The sequence below is a fragment of the Streptococcus sp. HMSC062D07 genome (assembly GCF_001814215.1).
In the GTDB taxonomy this organism is placed as follows: domain Bacteria; phylum Bacillota; class Bacilli; order Lactobacillales; family Streptococcaceae; genus Streptococcus; species Streptococcus infantis_I.
In genome coordinates this window covers 354,834-370,856 of record NZ_KV815334.1, presented here as the reverse complement: position 1 = coordinate 370,856, position 16,023 = coordinate 354,834, and the positions used below count along the sequence as shown (strand labels likewise).

At 38.6% G+C, this 16,023-nt stretch carries 15 protein-coding genes and 1 pseudogene; 5 read left to right on the top strand and 11 right to left on the bottom strand.

What is annotated here, in order from left to right:
• Positions 1 to 124 precede the first annotated feature (124 nt).
• Both HMPREF2957_RS08670 and HMPREF2957_RS08665 read left to right on the top strand, forming a co-directional pair.
• Positions 125 to 1,609, top strand: a complete 1,485-nt coding sequence (locus HMPREF2957_RS08670; RefSeq protein ID WP_004250902.1) for a DUF1846 domain-containing protein — start codon at positions 125 to 127, stop codon at positions 1,607 to 1,609.
• A gap of 157 nt (positions 1,610 to 1,766) precedes the next feature.
• The gene (locus HMPREF2957_RS08665; RefSeq protein ID WP_070678998.1) at positions 1,767 to 3,242 is read left to right on the top strand and encodes an AcpB/EbpR/MafR family transcriptional regulator; all 1,476 of its coding nucleotides are present in this window, start codon (positions 1,767 to 1,769) and stop codon (positions 3,240 to 3,242) included.
• A 77-nt stretch (positions 3,243 to 3,319) separates the two neighbouring features.
• Here HMPREF2957_RS08665 and HMPREF2957_RS08660 read toward each other — a convergent pair whose 3' ends face one another.
• The 7 genes from HMPREF2957_RS08660 to HMPREF2957_RS08630 all read right to left on the bottom strand — a co-directional run bounded on the left by HMPREF2957_RS08660 (position 3,320) and on the right by HMPREF2957_RS08630 (position 9,418).
• Complete coding sequence (locus HMPREF2957_RS08660) at positions 3,320 to 3,847, bottom strand: hypothetical protein (protein WP_070678996.1); 528 nt, start codon at positions 3,845 to 3,847, stop codon at positions 3,320 to 3,322.
• A 104-nt stretch (positions 3,848 to 3,951) separates the two neighbouring features.
• Positions 3,952 to 5,760 carry a glutamine--fructose-6-phosphate transaminase (isomerizing) gene (gene glmS / locus HMPREF2957_RS08655; RefSeq protein WP_070678994.1) on the bottom strand — a complete coding sequence of 603 codons (1,809 nt, stop codon included), beginning with the start codon at positions 5,758 to 5,760 and terminating at the stop codon, positions 3,952 to 3,954.
• A 251-nt stretch (positions 5,761 to 6,011) separates the two neighbouring features.
• Complete coding sequence (locus HMPREF2957_RS08650; protein WP_070678992.1) at positions 6,012 to 6,302, bottom strand: DUF5960 family protein; 291 nt, start codon at positions 6,300 to 6,302, stop codon at positions 6,012 to 6,014.
• On the bottom strand, positions 6,295 to 6,657 hold the full coding sequence (locus HMPREF2957_RS08645) for a hypothetical protein (RefSeq protein ID WP_070678990.1): 363 nt from the start codon (positions 6,655 to 6,657) through the stop codon (positions 6,295 to 6,297). Before HMPREF2957_RS08645 ends, HMPREF2957_RS08650 begins: the two co-directional genes overlap by 8 nt.
• The gene (locus tag HMPREF2957_RS08640; protein ID WP_070678988.1) at positions 6,654 to 8,069 is read right to left on the bottom strand and encodes a Y-family DNA polymerase; all 1,416 of its coding nucleotides are present in this window, start codon (positions 8,067 to 8,069) and stop codon (positions 6,654 to 6,656) included. Before HMPREF2957_RS08640 ends, HMPREF2957_RS08645 begins: the two co-directional genes overlap by 4 nt.
• Before the next feature lie 3 nt (positions 8,070 to 8,072).
• The gene (locus tag HMPREF2957_RS08635) at positions 8,073 to 8,759 is read right to left on the bottom strand and encodes a helix-turn-helix domain-containing protein (RefSeq protein WP_070678986.1); all 687 of its coding nucleotides are present in this window, start codon (positions 8,757 to 8,759) and stop codon (positions 8,073 to 8,075) included.
• Between the two features lie 146 nt (positions 8,760 to 8,905).
• Positions 8,906 to 9,418 carry a GNAT family N-acetyltransferase gene (locus HMPREF2957_RS08630; protein WP_070678984.1) on the bottom strand — a complete coding sequence of 171 codons (513 nt, stop codon included), beginning with the start codon at positions 9,416 to 9,418 and terminating at the stop codon, positions 8,906 to 8,908.
• A 125-nt stretch (positions 9,419 to 9,543) separates the two neighbouring features.
• Here HMPREF2957_RS08630 and HMPREF2957_RS09455 point away from each other — a divergent pair, with 125 nt between their 5' ends.
• Positions 9,544 to 9,675, top strand: coding sequence for a hypothetical protein (locus tag HMPREF2957_RS09455; RefSeq protein ID WP_261674156.1), 132 nt, complete (start codon positions 9,544 to 9,546; stop codon positions 9,673 to 9,675).
• A 40-nt stretch (positions 9,676 to 9,715) separates the two neighbouring features.
• Here HMPREF2957_RS09455 and HMPREF2957_RS08625 read toward each other — a convergent pair whose 3' ends face one another.
• The 3 genes from HMPREF2957_RS08625 to HMPREF2957_RS08615 all read right to left on the bottom strand — a co-directional run bounded on the left by HMPREF2957_RS08625 (position 9,716) and on the right by HMPREF2957_RS08615 (position 13,312).
• Positions 9,716 to 10,288 carry a DUF6287 domain-containing protein gene (locus HMPREF2957_RS08625; protein ID WP_070678982.1) on the bottom strand — a complete coding sequence of 191 codons (573 nt, stop codon included), beginning with the start codon at positions 10,286 to 10,288 and terminating at the stop codon, positions 9,716 to 9,718.
• Positions 10,289 to 10,661: 373 nt separating this feature from the next.
• Entirely contained in the window at positions 10,662 to 11,609 is a 948-nt protein-coding gene (locus HMPREF2957_RS08620) for an AEC family transporter (protein ID WP_070678980.1), read from the bottom strand.
• 77 nt (positions 11,610 to 11,686) lie between these two features.
• On the bottom strand, positions 11,687 to 13,312 hold the full coding sequence (locus HMPREF2957_RS08615; protein WP_061759324.1) for a malolactic enzyme: 1,626 nt from the start codon (positions 13,310 to 13,312) through the stop codon (positions 11,687 to 11,689).
• Between the two features lie 357 nt (positions 13,313 to 13,669).
• On the opposite strand from HMPREF2957_RS08615, the gene HMPREF2957_RS08610 reads away from it, so the two are divergent.
• On the top strand, positions 13,670 to 14,020 hold the full coding sequence (locus tag HMPREF2957_RS08610) for a helix-turn-helix domain-containing protein (RefSeq protein WP_070679049.1): 351 nt from the start codon (positions 13,670 to 13,672) through the stop codon (positions 14,018 to 14,020).
• A gap of 127 nt (positions 14,021 to 14,147) precedes the next feature.
• Positions 14,148 to 15,026, top strand: coding sequence for a LysR family transcriptional regulator (locus HMPREF2957_RS08605; RefSeq protein WP_070678978.1), 879 nt, complete (start codon positions 14,148 to 14,150; stop codon positions 15,024 to 15,026).
• Between the two features lie 767 nt (positions 15,027 to 15,793).
• Here HMPREF2957_RS08605 and HMPREF2957_RS08600 read toward each other — a convergent pair.
• Positions 15,794 to 16,023: pseudogene (locus HMPREF2957_RS08600) on the bottom strand (TIGR00341 family protein); the annotation flags it as partial.

The following is a 16,023-nucleotide window of genomic DNA, read 5'->3' as shown; positions in this document are numbered from 1 at the left end:
ACTCCATCATAGACTTTTTTCCTCGTTTATGCAAGCGTTTGCTTTATCTTTTTTTCTTACTTTTGTGACTCTCTAGTTTCTTATCTTCTATTTTTTTTATATAATAGAAGTCAGAGGTAAAAAAATGAAAAAACAAGCTTTTAGTTCTGAACAATATTTGAATCTGCAACGCGACCATATCTTGGAACGCATCAACCAATTTGACGGCAAACTCTACTTGGAGTTTGGTGGCAAAATGCTAGAAGATTTCCACGCTGCTCGTGTCCTTCCTGGATATGAACCAGATAATAAAATCAAACTCTTACAAGAATTGAAGGAGCAAGTTGAGGTTGTTATCGCTATTAACGCTAGCAATATCGAGCACTCAAAGGCTCGTGGTGACTTGGGCATTTCTTATGACCAAGAAGTGCTTCGTTTGATCGATAAATTCAATGAACTTGGTATCTTTGTTGGTTCAGTTGTCATTACTCAATATGCAGGCCAACCGGCAGCTGATGCCTTCCGTAATCAATTAGAGAAAAATGGGATCGACTCTTATCTCCATTACCCAATCAAGGGTTATCCGACAGATATGGACCATATCATCTCTCCTGAAGGTATGGGGAAAAACGACTATATCAAAACGAGTCGCAATTTAATTGTCGTTACTGCTCCTGGACCTGGTTCAGGTAAGTTGGCAACTTGTATGTCTAACATGTACCACGACCAACTGAATGGCATCAAATCTGGTTATGCTAAGTTTGAAACCTTCCCAGTTTGGAATCTACCTCTCCATCATCCGGTTAACTTGGCTTATGAGGCTGCTACTGCAGACCTTGACGATGTCAATATGATTGACCCATTCCATCTCCAAACTTATGGAGAAACTACCGTCAACTACAATCGTGATATCGAAATTTTCCCTGTTCTCAAGCGTATGCTCGAACGTATCTTGGGTGAATCTCCTTATGCATCTCCAACTGACATGGGTGTAAATATGGTTGGTTTTGCAATCACTGATAACGATGCTGCAATTGAAGCATCGAAACAAGAGATTATCCGTCGCTACTACCAAACAGTTCTCGACTTCAAGGCTGAAAAAGTTGCTGAGTCTGCTGTCAAGAAAATCGAACTTCTTATGAATGATCTCGGCATCACGCCAGCCGACCGTAAGGTTGCTGTTGCCGCTCGACAAAAAGCTGAAGAAACAGACGGGCCTGCTCTAGCACTTGAGTTACCTTCTGGTGAAATTGTCACTGGTAAGAACTCGGAACTCTTCGGTCCAACAGCAGCTGCCGTGATCAATGCTATCAAGAAGTCAGCGAACATCGATACCGAAACAAAATTAATTGAACCAGAAGTGGTGAAACCAATCCAAGGTTTGAAAATCAATCACTTAGGTAGTCGCAATCCACGTCTTCATTCTAACGAGATTCTTATCGCTCTTGCAATCACAGCTATGCAGAATCCTGATGCAGACCGCGCTATGAAAGAACTCGGGAACCTCAAAGGAAGCGAAGCTCATTCTACGATTATCTTAACAGATGAAGACAAGAATGTTCTCCGTAAATTGGGAATTAACGTAACCTTTGATCCCTACTACCAATACGACCGTTTATATCGTAAGTAGATTGAAGACTAGTAAGAACTTCTTATCAAGTATCACCCCTCTTCGATAGACTTCGAATCTCTCTTAAGGGGTGACTTTCTTTTATGCTAGAATTCTGACAATCTCCAATTATCTTCTTTTCTAATTATTCTAACATTACTTCGGGAGTTTATTAAAAATGAGAGAATTACTCAGTCAAAAAGAGCAAAGGCAATTAAAGATTTTAGAATATTTGTTTGAAAATCCTGATTGGATTTACCTAGATGATTTATCTAAAACCATTGGACACAATGCTCGCATCATTAAAAGTGATATCAAAGAATTACGTGAAATCTTTCCTGATTTTGATATTCGACACTCAACTGCGGGGATTATGATGGTGAATACGAAAAATAATGGCATCGAGCGAATTTACCAATATTTTTTACAGGCGTCTGAATATTTTCAAATTTTAAAAGCATTTTTCCTTTTGGACAGCCCCTTTACCTATGAGCATCTTGCCGAATCTCTGGATATTTCCCTTCCTTCTTTGAGAAAGAAAATTGCGGATATCAATAAGACACTTGATGGAACTTACCGCTTTAAGCTCAAGGTAACCCCAATCTCTATTATTGGAAATGAAAAAGATATTCGATTTTTCTTCTCCCAATTTTTCCACGAAGCTTATAATTTTCTGGACTGGCCCTTTGAGGAGGTTAAGGAAGAAAATATAAATGATTTTGTCTCTTTCTTCATCAATTTGGCGAAATTCCCTGCAAAATATCAAAATCTTTACCAAATCAGAACGCAGGCTACAGTCGATTTGCACCGAATGAAGAGAGGATATTTCGTTCAGTTATCAAAACAAAACATTTCCTGGTTAAATCCTATTTTCGACCAACTACCCGATTTTCAACATCAGTTACAAGAATTGGCCCAAGCACTTAACATTGATATCAATCCGGAAAATCTCTATCAAATCTTCAGTCCATTTGCTGAACCTAGTCTCTTCTTCACAGTCGAAGACTTTCTAGCTGCTCGTCAATCTGACGAAAAAGTTAATTTGTCCTATCATGCTGCACGAGACATTCTGGACAACTTAACTCGAAGATTTAGTGTTCAATTTTCAAATACGGATACTTTAATTTGGAACTTGCACAATACTGCCTTACTCGAGCGAAGAGAAATCAACTCCGAATCGATCATTTCACAAAATAAAGACTATACACTTGGAAAGATTAAAAAATTCTTCCCTAATTTTTATGAAGCAACAGTCTTTGAAATGATGCGCTATAAGAATATTATGGGACAAAAGGAGAAGATACCTGCTCTTTCTCACCTGATCTACACGCTGTTCACTCACGCAGAGGGGCTTACAGATCAATTATTTGAACATAAAAAGAAAGTCAAAGTCTTAGTTCTCAGTGAGTATGACTTTGCTCATCCAGAATTCTTGATATCTCTCTACGAATTCCATACTTCAAATAACATCCAGTATGAAACTTGGGATAAAGAAACCCTAAATATCGAAGAAATTAGGCAAAGTGACTATGACGCTATTATCACTAATTTTGATATTAAAGAAATCGATAATAAGCGAATCATGAACATTAGCCGACTATCTATTCTGCAAGTTGTCAACGAACTCAATAAGATTTCTATGCAAGATTTATAATTTTAAAAACCTCCTAGAAAGAATCTAGGAGGTTTTTAGTAATCTATGTTTTTCTAAAGAATCATGAGCCAATCACATTATTCAAAATCAACAGTATTATTCTTAATCACAAGCTTGGTATGAGCTGTTATATATTGTCGGTCAAGGGTTGTTGTAACTTCCCCTTCACCATTTATAATATGCCAAGCTCCATCTTTATGAACCACCATAGCAACTTCTTGTTTGTTTTTATCTTCATTCTTAACAGCCAAGGCATAGGCGTCATCGACCCCTTCTAGCAAGAGTTCTTTGTTGCTACTGAGTGTCAGTAGATAATAGGCTCCGTCTCGAACACCAATATCGTATTGTTGATTCACAAATATGGTTTTGTCGTAGCTAGGTCTTGGTTCAGAAGTCCCTGATCCATTTCCAAGAATACTTTTAAAAGTACTTTTTTGTTTTTCTGACTCTGCCTGTTCTTGAGATTTGATAAATTCCTGAACTGCAGCAATCTTTTCACTCTCTTGTTTCTTTGCAGCTCTCATTTGATGAATAATGACAGTCCGAATCAAAAACGAACTTGCTAACAAGAGTCCTATGATAGATGAAATTTTCCCCTTTTTCATTTCCGCTCCAATCTCCTTATACTTCACTATTAACGACTTTTCTATAGTATAACAAGATTTTTATAGGATGACAAGAAATGTTGGCATTTAGTAACAGGACTTCCTTATTCTACCGTTACAGACTTAGCAAGATTACGTGGTTTATCCACATCGAGTCCACGGTGTAGAGTTGCAAAGTAAGCGACTAGTTGCGTTGGTACGACCATTGAGATTGGTGAGAGGTAAGGGTGTACGGTCGTAATAACGATATCGTCTGTATCTTTGGCAACATTTTCTTCTGCGATTGTGAGTACCTTAGCACCACGCGCTGCCACTTCTTGGATATTTCCACGAGTGTGGTTAGCAAGAACTGGGTCTGACAAGAGGGCTAAAACAGGTGTTCCCTCTTCAATCAAGGCAATGGTTCCGTGCTTGAGTTCTCCAGCCGCAAAACCTTCACATTGGATGTAAGAAATCTCTTTGAGTTTGAGACTGGCTTCCATGGCTACATAGTAATCTTGACCACGTCCGATGTAAAAGGCATTACGTGTTGTTTCAAGAAGCTCACGAACTTTACTATCAATCAATTCTTTTTCTGAAAGAGTTGATTCGATAGACTGAGCTACGATTGACAATTCGTGAACCAGGTCAAAAGCTTTGGCCTTTTCATTCCCATTTGCTTCACCGACTGCTTTTGCAAGAAAGGCAAGGGCTGCGATTTGCGCAGTATATGCCTTGGTTGAAGCTACGGCAATTTCAGGACCTGCATGAAGCAACATGGTATGGTTGGCTTCACGTGACAGAGTTGAACCAGGCACGTTTGTCACTGTCAAGCTTGGGATACCCATTTCATTGGCCTTAACCAAAACCTGACGGCTATCAGCTGTTTCACCAGATTGACTGATAAAGATGAAGAGTGGTTTCTTGCTGAGAAGTGGCATACCGTAACCCCACTCAGAAGAGATACCGAGTTCAACTGGTGTATCTGTCAATTCTTCCAACATCTTCTTAGAAGCAAACCCTGCGTGGTAAGATGTTCCAGCTGCAAGAATGTAGATACGGTCTGCATCTTGAACAGCCTTGATGATAGCTGGATCAACCACTACTTGGCCAGCCTCATCTGTGTAGGCTTGGATCAACTTACGCATCACTGTTGGTTGCTCATCGATTTCCTTGAGCATGTAGTAAGGATAAGTTCCCTTACCGATATCAGACAAGTCAAGTTCAGCAGTGTAGCTAGCACGCTCACGGCGATTGCCATCATAGTCTTGCACTTCAACGCTATCAGCCTTGACGATTACCAACTCTTGGTCATGGATTTCCATGTATTGGTTGGTTTCACGAATCATGGCCATGGCATCTGAGCAGACCATGTTGTAGCCATCTCCAAGACCAATCAAAAGTGGTGATTTATTCTTGGCCACATAGATGACATCTGGATTTTCAGAGTCGATCAAGGCAAAGGCATAAGAACCACGGATGATGTGAAGAGCTTTTTTGAAGGCTTCAAGAACTGAGAGACCATCCTCTTCCGCAAATTTTCCAATCAAGTGAACAGCGATTTCTGTATCTGTTTGCCCCTTGAAGTGGTGACCTGCAAGGTATTCTTCCTTAATTTCAAGATAGTTTTCGATCACCCCATTGTGGACCAAGACAAAACGTCCTGTCTCAGAGCGATGCGGGTGAGCGTTATCTTCTGTTGGTTTTCCGTGAGTGGCCCAACGAGTATGTCCGATACCAGTTGTTCCCTCAACCCCAGTTGTCTTAGCAGACAATTCTGCGATACGACCAACTGCTTTCACCAAATGGCTTTCAGCACCACCTAGAACAAAAATTCCCGCAGAATCATAACCACGGTATTCGAGCTTTTCAAGTCCTTGAATCAAAATATCAGTTGCATTTGTGTTTCCAACAACACCAACAATTCCACACATAGTATATACGACACAGGCAAGCTGTGCTTTCTCCTTATCGAAATTGGTATAGTCTGATTTTCTGTTTTTAGAATCAGCAAAAACAGTATATACTTGTTTCTTTCACTTGTCAAGAATAAAAATTGGTATAGCTCAATTACTTTAAAACTGCAAACAAAAAACCATTCAAGAAATAGCTCTTGAACGGCTGGAAATTATAATTATTTGCAGTGTTATTATTGCAACAAATATATCTAAGATAAGAATTTTTACTAATGATTTCGCCCCAGCCCAAGATAGGTATAGGTTCGAGTACGTGGACAATCTTTTTCCATCCTCACTCTAAAATAAAATCGATGTTCTCTACCGTCCTTGGCATTTTCCTTGTTCAAGACAAAGTAGTCCTTTTGGTTGATAGCCATGGTTCGTAGAATGTCGTCAATCAAGAAAGTCAAGGGTACATTCATGGCAGAGTATTTTTGAAAATCTTCCTCAAAACGAATATAGTCATCTGAAAAATAGTCCATCTGCAATTTGTTTTCATATAACTCTTTTCTAGTCATCAACTTCCTCCTGACAAAGTTGGATGGCGAGAATATCATCTACCCTTATTAATCGATAACCTTCATCGGTTCTAACCAAGATTTCTTGAGGAGATAATTCTCTTACTTCACCCAATATCGTGCTTTTATAATTTTTCTCCTTGACCATAAAAGAGCCTTTTAGTTGTCCAACGTAGAGCTGGGAAAGCAGCAACAACTTCTCGACTGGATTCAAATCTGTTGATAAATCCACACGATTTTTTTCTGCACTGAGTGAACTGGTATGCTCCGATAGAAAAAAGCCCATCCACTTCTGCATGCCTGGATCTTGATAATCCCTCGCGGATTGAAAGGGCAAATAAGAGCGATCAATCATTTTAGTCCATCTAATCCTCCAGCAGAGTGCCCTCCGATGAGCTTGCTTCTGGCAATACTTCTCGATGCATCCTCTAAGGCAGTTGCCTTCAAAAGGGAAGTAAAGCCGAATTGTTCTCGAATGGAATCAATGGTAGTCTGGAGCCTTTCTTCTTTTTCTAGCTTGTCAACCTCATCAAAAAGGGAAATCAACGCAAAGGATTCGTCCACAAATCCTGAATAACTAACGGCAACACTCCTGACAGCCCCAGAAGTATATTTGCTATGGAATAATTTCAGTACATAACTGACTAAAAGACTGGTATTATTGGTCGGCTCCACCTTCATCTGGGTATGGATGGAGCGTTTTTGTTCCTGCTTAGAAAAACCAAGATGAATAGACACAACTGTTGTCTTCTTTCTAGCCCGTCGAAGCCTGATAGCCACCTGTTCAGCCATCTCTCGAAGGATAATTTCGATATCTCGCTGTTTGACATAGTCTCTCGGTAAAATTTGCGAATTGCCTAAGCCGTGAGATTTGGTTTTATAGGGCTTGTGAACATCACTCTCGTCTATTCCATTGGCATGGAACCACAAGCAAAGTCCAGCTTGGCCAAGTTCTTTCTTCAGGACATCAGGATTGCTATTGGCTAATTCCTTAATCGAATAGATTTCCAAGCTATTCAAGCGCTTCTCCATCCGATGCCCAATCCCCCAAAAGTCGGTCATCTTTGGAATGGACCAGACCTTATTTCCCACGTCCTGGTAAGACCAATTGGCTCGCATAGTCGGTGTGTGCTTGGCTTCATTATCCAAGGCCAACTTAGCAAGCAGAGGATTGGCATTCGACATACCGACTGTCGAGTAAATCCCGGTCTGTCGCCAGATATCTCTCTGGATACGAGCCGAAAGCATGTCCAGCTTATCTTTACGAGAAATCTGCTGGTCCGGGACAAAATAATTGAGCGAACTAGTTAGATCAATAAATCCTTCATCAATTGAATAAGGATAAATATCATCTGGACTGCCATAATTCTGGAAAATGCGCTGAATTTCCATGTTGACTGCGATATACTTATCCATCCGAGGAGGGACAATGACGGTCACCCGAGCCCAATCTTCGATAAATTTCACATAGTCTGGATCTGTCCGTAAGCCTTGTTTTTTGGCATTATAGTAGGAAAATTTACGCGTCTTGATATCAAAGGGGAGGTCATAGGCACGACCGACATTTGCTTTCCCAAAAATCTTTTTAAACATAGGCGAGGAGGCAAGAATAAGCCCAACAGAATTATCCGCCCGGCTCATGACACAAAGGGAGGTTTTGAGGGGATGGAGTCCTCTTTCCACACACTCAACACTGGCATAAAAGGACTTCATATCGACAAAGGCAATATCACTTTGGGGCTCTCTGGAATAATCAAAGTAGCCCATAGGCTATCCCTCCATGGGTACAAAATTACCCACGATAATTCCCACAATCCGCGGATCTTCTTCGTAAGAAATGTAAATATCCTTGTATTTAGGATTGATAGAGACCAGACGTAAGCCATCTTCTTCTCGATAGACACGTTTGATATAGGTCTGGTTATTGCAAACCACTGCATAGACAGCGCCATCATAATCAAATCCAGTCTCTCGAATCAGAGCTACTGAACCATTTTGATATTTGGGTTCCATGGAATCTCCAGAGACCCATGAAGCAAAATCGTGAGCTAGTTCTTCATTAAAGTAAACCGTGTCAAAGTTTCGATCATCATAAACTGAAGCACCGATACCAGCCGACATGCGTTCATAGACATGATACTCGTAGAGTTTTTCTGAAATAGCCGTCACCTTCTTGGCTTGTTCTTCTTGAGCCAAGTTGCGAGCATAGACTATCACCTTTTCTTTTCCTTTGTTGGAAAGGCTATTATAGAGGCGGACAATTTCGATTTGAGTAAAATAGCCTTTTGGTACTTTTAAGATTTTCTCTAGCTGACTAACCTTTTCTTCAGAAGGCTCCTTGACTCCACGCTCCCAAGCTGAATAAGCCTGAAAACTAATCCCAAGCTGCTCTGCAATCTCTTTCTGTGTTAGCTTTAACTCTTTTCTCCGAGCCTTAAGCTTTTCTGGTTGGTACATGTTTTACCTCCTAGCCTGATATTTTCATTGAAGGTTGACTATATTTTTAAAATTCAACCATTTTGGTTTAGTTTTATTATATAAAAAAAGTAGACGAATGTCTACTAGAAATGTTGAGTTTTGGCAAACGACTGGTAATGATGATGCTATAGATTCCTTATCTCAAATACTGCCGTATGAATCCACTCGTTATGCATTTGAAAGTCATTCTCTATGATTCTACTAAAGGTGAAACCATTTTTTAAAAGCACTCTCTGAGAGATCAGATTGTCCGTTGCCGTCCCTGCGATAATCTTATGTAAACCATAAGTAGTAAAGGCCTTTTCTAAAACGAGTTTAACCGCTTCACTTGCATAACCTAAATTAGTAACATTTTCTCCGATCCTATATCCAAGTTCTGCTGTTTTTCGATCATCCTCTAAGACACTTAAATTGATTCTTCCGACCATAGTACCTTGTGCATCTCTAATAAGATGCATGTAGACATCATGATTCTCTTGTTCCCTTAACAATTCCCTTGTAATTTCTTTAAAACCTTCTGAATCAAAATAGGTAGCTGGTCTAGGAGGTAAATTCCGCTCAAAATACTCCCGATTTTCTTTTTCAAAAGAATAAACATCTATGCTATTTTCTTCAGACATCAGCTCTAAACTTATCATTGTAAACCACCTCCTATCATTCTATAAATTCAAATGTACTCATGTTCACACAAAGTGACATTTACAGAATTTACAGAGATATCTTAATTTATTCATATCGTATCTACATTATAACACAACATACTATGAAGAAAAATAATACCCGTCAAGGTCCTCATAAATTCCAACATCTTGCTAAACAGGCCGGAACGCCTATGGAAGCTATTTTTGAAGCATACTTGATTAACCTTCATAAAATGATCACAACTCACAAATAAAGAAGAAAACCACCTCAAATTTGATGAGATGGTTAATCATTTAGTCTACTTTATAAAAAACTTGTTCTGAGCTAGTTGGAGCAGCTTGACCAGCAGTAAGTCTGTTTTTACTTAAGTCAGAATCTAACCCATCTATAATAAGTCCAGCAGGGTAAACACTCATTCCATACCCTGTAAAACCAGATCTAACACTGAATTCAATAGTTCCATGGTTACCCATGCTCACTTTCTCAATGTTCCCACTGTTTACTAATCCATTTTTATCAAATGTAAACTCTTGGCCAAGTCCATTTCTCCACGTTCCAACTAGAGTCGAGAAATCTCCATTTAGAATGGCTTGCTCATCTATTTTTTGTGATTTAGCATTCGTTTGCTCTTCTTGTGTCAAGAGTTTTTCCTCAGTAGTCGTAATACTATCTTGAGTAGTCGTTGAACTAGTGGTTGTTGTACTAGTCGCTATCGTACTAGTAGTAGAAACCTGTTCTGTTGTAGCATTTACTGTTTCTACATCTTGCTTCTTATGATTAAAGAAGAACATAAAACTTATCAGTACTATAGCAATTAAGCAACTTAACAGAATCAAAATCCAATTGATGCCTTTTCCTATTTTCATTTATAACTCCTTTAAATTATTCGTATTTAATTATATCATACTAAACTTATACTAGGAAGAAATTGTATAAGACAAAGACTAGTGGTGTGATTTTTGGGGGTGAACTCTCTATTGAGGATTAAAAAAGAACACCCCGAAAGGTGCTCTTTGTAAGTATTGTAATTCTTTCAAATTAACGTTTACTAAATTGTGATGCTTTACGAGCTTTTTTCAATCCTAGTTTGAAAAGTTTGGCTTTTAGGACAGCTCAAAAGCGCTTGATAGGAAACGTCCGAAGAGTTTCTTCTGATTTCGATTTCAATAAATAAGAATAGATGTATCTATGATAGTGCAATTCCTTAACGCAAAACTTTCAATCCTATCCTCTTCCTTCTTATCCTAATAAAGTTTGTAATATTGGAATAACAACGATAAATAGAACCGTACTTAGAGTCACCACATTCGTAGAGAATTCCACATCTCCTTTTCCCTGATTAGCAAGGATCGGAAGAACAGCTAGAGCTGGTGTAGCGGACTGAATCATAAAGGTCTTAAATTCTACTGTCGCCATATTTGGAGCAAAGAACTTCAATACAAGAAGCATGATTAGAGGAGCTAGGATAAAGCGTCCAACTAAAGTGACAATTGTATCTTTATCAAAAGTAATAGTATTCAAACCTGCCTTTGCAAGAACGATACCAATATAAATCAGAGATAGGGGAGTGACGATATTTCCAACATAGGTTAAGGTATTCGTTGCGAAATCTGGAATAGAGATTCGGAGAATCAAAAATAGCAGAGCCACAAGAAAACCTACAAGCGGAGCTGGTAGCAATTTCTTCCAGTCAAATTTACTTGTCTCCTTGCTTTGACCCGATTTACTGTCACTCGTCATCAAATACACGCCCAATGTCCAGGTGGAAATCGTGTTGGTGATATAGTAAATTAAGAAATAAGGAAGAGCCTGATCCCCAAAAAGAGCAACGTTTAAAGGTAAACCAATAAAAATAGTATTAGCATTCACAAAGGTATTAATCATGGTTCCTCGCCGTCCTGGACGAACCTTGAAAACCACAACTGCAATATAAGCTACGATATAGCCCAAGATAAAGGCCACAAATGTATAAAGGAGACCTCCAGAAAGACTGATTAGTTTATCTAGTGTTAGGTATTTCATCACCGACACAAAGATTGACGCTGGCAAGGCTACATTCATGATCAAACGAGATAGGTTAGGTCCAAAGGCATCTCCAAACCATCCCTTCACCTGAAGAATATACCCCAAAACAATGATAGTGATAATTGGAATGATACTCGTAATCGAGGTTAAAAAGAGTGACATAGGTATCCTTTCTAAATTACTTAAGTCCATAGCCCATACAAATCTGTTGCTAGCGAAGGATAGACAGTAGCAATGAATTATTTATACTCTGGATACCACTTCAAATCACGAACTGCTTTGGCCATATCTGTTTCCTTAGCACGCGCAAGACCTTGCTCTTGTGCTTTTTTAGCGACTGCTTCTGCTACTTTAATAGAAACATCTGCTACATACTTGAATGGTGGCAAGACAGGAGCTCCTGGTTGGCCTGGATTGACAATACCACTCAATGAATGAGCCGCTGCTCCAATCATTTCATCAGTCAAAAGACTTGCTTCAGAAGCCAGCATACCTAGACCAAGACCTGGGTAAATCAAGGCATTATTGGCTTGACCAATCACGTAGTCGACACCTTTATAAGAAACCGTATCAGCAGGAATTCCTGTTGCGACAAAAGCCTTGCCATCTGACCATTCAATCAAATCTTTGGCACTAGCTTCTGCTAGTTTGGTTGGATTTGACAAAGGGAAGATCATCGGACGCTCTGTATTTTCACACATAGCCTCTACTATTTCTTTAGTGAAGGTATTAGGCTGAGTCGAAGTTCCTACAAGAATGGTTGGCTTCACAGTCTTCACTACTTCAAGCAGATCAGTCAACTTGTCTGCATTACTAAAGTCAGCACGTTTCTTAGCAAACGGTTTTTGTTCAGGGGTTAGGTCATCCATGTCATCAAAGAGAAGACCTTGTTTATCAACCATAAAGAAACGTTTATAGGCTTCTTCTTCAGAAAGACCTTCACTCACCATTTCACGAAGAACACGAGAGGCAATTCCTGCACCCGCAGTACCACCACCATAGCAGAGATAAACTTGATCTGTTAATTTTTCACCACTAATATCCAGTGAACCAAAGATACCACCTAAGGTAACGATTCCTGTACCTTGAATATCATCATTAAAAGTTGGAATTTGTTTCCGGTATTTTTCAAGAATATTGGCAGCATTCGAGCGGCCGAAGTCTTCCCAGTGAAGGTAGAGTTTAGGAAAGAGACGTTCTGCTGTTTGAACAAATTGGTCAATGAAGTCGTAGTAACGATCTCCGCGAACCCGTTCGTGACGATTCCCTAAGTAATTAGGATTGTTACGAAGTTCTTCACGGTTAGTCCCTGCATCAATAACCAAAGGAAGAACCATAGAAGGATCGATTCCAGCAGCACCTGTATAGACCATCAATTTCCCGACAGAAATATCGACACCATTTGTTCCCCAGTCACCGATTCCAAGGATTCCTTCTGCATCTGTTACAACAATGAGACGAATCTCGCGATCTCCAGCAGCATTTTTCAAAGTGGCTTCAATATTTTCAGGATGATTGATATCAAGATATCCCGCATATTGGGGATCTACAAAGAGGTCACTATAGCCTTCAATGGTATCTGCAATGGTTGGATCGTATACAATTGGATTGAATTCCTCCAAATGTTGAGAAAAGAGGTAATAGAAAAGAGTCCGGTTAGTATTAAAAATTTCCATTAGGAAAAGACGCTTTTCCAAATCATTGGCTTTTGTTTGCATTTGTGCATAAGTTTGCGCCGCTTGCTCTTCAATCGTTTGAACATACGGTGGCAGTAAACCAATAAGACCTAGTTCCTTTCGCTCCTCTAAGGTAAAGGCTGTTCCTTTATTGAGGAAAGGGTTGTTTAAAATATCATGTGCAGTCATAGTGCAACCTCCTTTTTACTTCTATTATACCACTTAAAATGAATTGTTTGGAAAACTTTGTTGCTTAAAAAATACTATTGTGTACGCATATGTTATAATGAGTCTACAAAGACATTTTCTACTAAGCTCTTTATACTTAAAACACTATTATTAATGGCACTTTAAGTTGTTATATTTTATAAAGTTCTGAACTCATAAAACTCTCGATGATCACTCTTTCCTAAAAGTTTCGAGTAAAAGAAACTAATCATACAAATTGGCAATCCGAATTAAAATAAATATTATATAAGTTTGTTATACAATACTTTGTATTTTTTAAGATGTTTTTTTGTCATGCAAAACTTGTATTCTATTTATATGACGAATAAAAACTATTTACAACAATATATTTCCCACAAAGTGAAATATTTTCGAACACAGAAAAAAATGAGCCAGGAAGAACTTTCGGAACAAGCGGGGCTAGGGCTTAAGTATATCAATCAACTTGAAAACCAAAATGTGAATCTGACCATTCACAGTCTTGAAAAAGTGATTGTCGCCCTAGAGATGACCCCAGAGGAATTTTTCAATTTTGATAGCCTTGAATCAACCTCTGATAAGACCGACAATCTTTCACTCAAAAGAATCAACATGAAGATTAAACAGCTCCCTATTGATAAACGAGAAAAGATGTTGGTCATTTTCGAAAGTATCTTAGATAACCTTTGATATCCCTGACTCACTTACATTTTAACCGGCGATTACTCGTATAGTCAAATTGTGGGATACGGATAAGATTTATTTATCTGGTGATTTCCACTTATTTCCCTTCTCCAACTAATGAAAGTGAGCCCATATGAATTTAAAAGATCTACAATATTTTTATGACCTCTGCCAGCTTCAATCCTATACAGAAGTAGCAAAACAACACAAAGTCAGCCAACCATCTATTTCTTATGCCATCAAGCGCTTAGAGGAATCTTTTAATTGCAAATTGATTCACCACGATCCCTCGCATCGTTCCTTCAAACTCACTCCTCAAGGACAAATCCTTCTAAAGCATACAGAAAAGATCTTACCTGAGGTTATTTCTACTCGCAAAGAAATCAATCGTTCCTTGGCCCAATACTCTACTGTAGGATTTCCTCCTATTATCATTCAGTATCTCTTTGCTGCCTTAAACGAAAAAGATAAATTCGATTTTTTAAAAAAAGTACGCCCTATCCGCGGTGGCTCCGTAGAGTTATTAAATCTTCTCCTCAAAGGAGACCTTGATGCAAGCCTACTCGGCTTGGTTGAACCACTCAATCATCCTTCAATAGAGACACATGAGCTCTTTCATAAAGAACTGTATGTCGTTTTATCTAAGAACCATCCTCTTGCTACTGCTCCTTCCCTCGCTTTTGAAGATTTAGTAGATCAATCCTTTATACTTTTAGACGAACACTTTGTTCACCTGAAAGCTTTTGAACTACTTAATCAAAAGCATCAAAACAAGGCAGAAATATTCTTTAAGAGTGACGACATTGTCATCATTAAAGAACTTTTAAAGAAAGGGATTGGCCTTAGTTTGCTGGCTGATATCGCACTTTCTGATGAAGATGATGATTTAATAAAAATCCCTCTAATACCGGAGGACCAGATAACATTTACAGTTTATTATGCTTATCTCAAATCAGCTACACTGTCATCAGAAGTAGAAGCCTTATTTCATCTCATTAAATCCTATGAATAGAAAAAAACTCTAACTATCAACTACCTGATAGCTAGGGTTTTTTACATTATAGGTATTAGACTAAAGCACGAAGCAATAGGATATGAACGCCGAATTTTTCATTTCCCTGATACCCTTCAAGGAGATTTCTAATTATAAATCTACAAGATATCAATAAAAAAGAACACCCCGAAAGGTGCTCTTTGTAAGTATAGTAATTCTTTCGAAGAACGTTTTGAGTGCAGTGGTTGCCATCCAATCAAACATCGCTTCGCTTGTTTTCTTGGGGCAACTGTGCATAGCATATCTCTATGCGACTAAAGTCGCTAGAGCTATCCTAATTGAGCACCACCAATTCTCATAAAAAAAAACACCTTGCAATATGCAAAGTGTTTTCGTTTGTATTCTGCTGTCCAGCAACGAATTAACGTTTAGAGAACTGGCTAGCTTTACGATCTTTCTTAAGACCTGGTTTGGAAAGTATGGATTTCAGTTGGACTAAAAACAGCGTAATATCAAGGATTTTCTCCGCTTTTATAAAAGCGTTTTTCCAATCAAATTCAACTAATTTTATCTAAATGGTGTGGATTTTACCCCCAAAATTACAGAGAATGGAGCTGATAAACACTAAACGTTCACACCATTAGTTAAATGATTTTTTTCATCATTTTTCTTAGATGATAGAACTTCTAATTTATTTCTTATTCAAGCAAAAACAACCTGCTATAAGTAAGAAAGAGGAAGATACAAGAAAAACACGGCGTAAAAACCGATTCAGTTCATTGTCCTCAATCCTTGTCTGCTTCATTTTCTTTTACGAGATCGTTTTGTGAATCTTTTTCAGAGAGTTTTTGATCAATATACTTGTCAATGTTTTCATAAAATTCCTTGGTCGCTTCACTATCTAATGTTGGCGAGTTCTGAACTTGATTCACTTTCAATTGAACAGATTGAATACCGTAAGAGGCTTGTTTTTGGTGGAGTGTTTCTAATTCTTCTTCTGAAATCGGATCTCCAA